The sequence below is a fragment of the Novipirellula aureliae genome, from assembly GCF_007860185.1.
GTDB classification, from domain to species: Bacteria; Planctomycetota; Planctomycetia; order Pirellulales; family Pirellulaceae; genus Novipirellula_A; species Novipirellula_A aureliae.
In genome coordinates this window covers 1-1,595 of record NZ_SJPY01000036.1, presented here as the reverse complement: position 1 = coordinate 1,595, position 1,595 = coordinate 1, and the positions used below count along the sequence as shown (strand labels likewise).

The following is a 1,595-nucleotide window of genomic DNA, read 5'->3' as shown; positions in this document are numbered from 1 at the left end:
CACGTTTACGCCAACGGCGTTAAATTCCAAAGCCCAGGGTCGCCGCCCCGGCGCACCCTGGGTTGCCGGCACCAACGAACGCGAAAAACCCCAACGGGGTTTGACAACCGCCAACACCACACGCGTTGTCGAACCCCGTTGGGGTTCATGGTTACCGGTGGCATCGTTGACCCAGGGTGCGCTTGCGCGACCCTGGGCTACGGAATGTAACCGCGTTGCGGTATTTGCGCACGTTCACGCCAACGCCATTCGGTTTGGAACACGACAAAACCATTGAACGTCGCGGTATCGCACACCTTTACGCCAACGGCGTTAAAGTCCAAAGCCCAGGGTCGCCGCCCCGGCGCACCCTGGGTTGCCGGCACCAACGAAAACGAAAAACCCCAACGGGGTTTGACAACCGCCAGCACCACACGCATTGTCGAACCCCGTTGGGGTTCATGGTTACCGGTGGCATCGTTGACCCAGGGTGCGCTTGCGCGACCCTGGGCTACGAAATGTAACCGCGTCGCGGTATCGCGTACGTTCACGCCAACGCCATTCGGTTTGGAACACGACAAAATCATTGAACGTCGCGGTATCGCCCACCTTTACGCCAACGGCGTTAAATTCCAAAGCCCAGGGTCGCCGCTTCGGCGCACCCTGGGTTGCCGGCACCAACGAACGCGAAAAACCCCAACGGGGTTTGACAACCGCCAGCACCACACGCGTTGTCGAACCCCGTTGGGGTTCATGGTTACCGGTGGCATCGGCGACCCAGGGTGCGCTTGCGCGACCCTGGGCTACGGAATGTAACCGCGTTGCGGTATTTGCGCACCTTCACGCCAACGCCATTCGGTTTGGAACACGACAAAACCATTGAACGTCGCGGTATCGCGCACCTTTACGCCAACGGCGTTAAATTCCAAAGCCCAGGGTCGCCGCCCCGGCGCACCCTGGGTTGCCGGCACCAACGAACGCGAAAAACCCCAACGGGGTTTGACAACCGCCAACACCACACGCATTGTCGAACCCCGTTGGGGTTCATGGTTACCGGTGGCATCGGCGACCCAGGGTGCGCTTGCGCGACCCTGGGCTACGGAATGTAACCGCGTTGCGGTATTTGCGCACCTTTACGCCAACGCCATCCGGTTTGGAACACGACAAAACCATTGAACGTCGCGGTATCGCGCACGTTTACGCCAACGGCGTTAAATTCCAAAGCCCAGGGTCGCCGCCCCGGCGCACCCTGGGTTGCCGGCACCAACGAAAACGAAAAAACCCAACGGGGTTTGACAACCGCCAGCACCACACGCATTGTCGAACCCCGTTGGGGTTCATGGTTGCCGGAGGCATCGGCGACCCAGGGTGCGCTTGCGCGACCCTGGGCTACGGAATGTAACCGCGTTGCGGTATTTGCGCACGTTCACGCCAACGCCATTCGGTTTGAAACACGACAAAACCATTGAACGTCGCGGTATCGCGCACCTTTACGCCAACGGCGTTAAATTCCAAAGCCCAGGGTCGCCGCCCCGGCGCACCCTGGGTTGCCGGCACCAACGAAAACGAAAAACCCCAACGGGGTTTGACAACCGCCAGCACCACACGCGTTGTCG

4 protein-coding genes are annotated in these 1,595 nt (G+C 60.4%); all 4 read right to left on the bottom strand.

Going from position 1 to position 1,595, the window contains the following annotated elements; all coding sequences use genetic code 11:
• Nucleotides 1-197 precede the first annotated feature (197 nt).
• The gene (locus tag Q31b_RS27700) at nt 198-419 is read right to left on the bottom strand and encodes a hypothetical protein (RefSeq protein ID WP_146602919.1); all 222 of its coding nucleotides are present in this window, start codon (nt 417-419) and stop codon (nt 198-200) included.
• Nucleotides 420-782: 363 nt separating this feature from the next.
• Nucleotides 783-1,004 carry a hypothetical protein gene (locus tag Q31b_RS27695; RefSeq protein WP_146602918.1) on the bottom strand — a complete coding sequence of 74 codons (222 nt, stop codon included), beginning with the start codon at nt 1,002-1,004 and terminating at the stop codon, nt 783-785.
• A gap of 71 nt (nt 1,005-1,075) precedes the next feature.
• Nucleotides 1,076-1,297, bottom strand: coding sequence for a hypothetical protein (locus Q31b_RS27690; protein WP_146602917.1), 222 nt, complete (start codon nt 1,295-1,297; stop codon nt 1,076-1,078).
• 71 nt (nt 1,298-1,368) lie between these two features.
• Nucleotides 1,369-1,595: hypothetical protein (locus tag Q31b_RS29285; protein WP_231617913.1), on the bottom strand; the 227-nt coding region annotated here is incomplete at its 5' end.

Bases quoted from the DNA above. Each gene is read 5' to 3' on its own strand.
- Q31b_RS27695 (WP_146602918.1), bottom strand. From the start codon at position 1,004: ATGCGTGTGGTGTTGGCGGTTGTCAAACCCCGTTGGGGTTTTTCGCGT.
- Q31b_RS27690 (WP_146602917.1), bottom strand. From the start codon at position 1,297: ATGCGTGTGGTGCTGGCGGTTGTCAAACCCCGTTGGGTTTTTTCGTTT.
- Q31b_RS27700 (WP_146602919.1), bottom strand. From the start codon at position 419: ATGCGTGTGGTGCTGGCGGTTGTCAAACCCCGTTGGGGTTTTTCGTTT.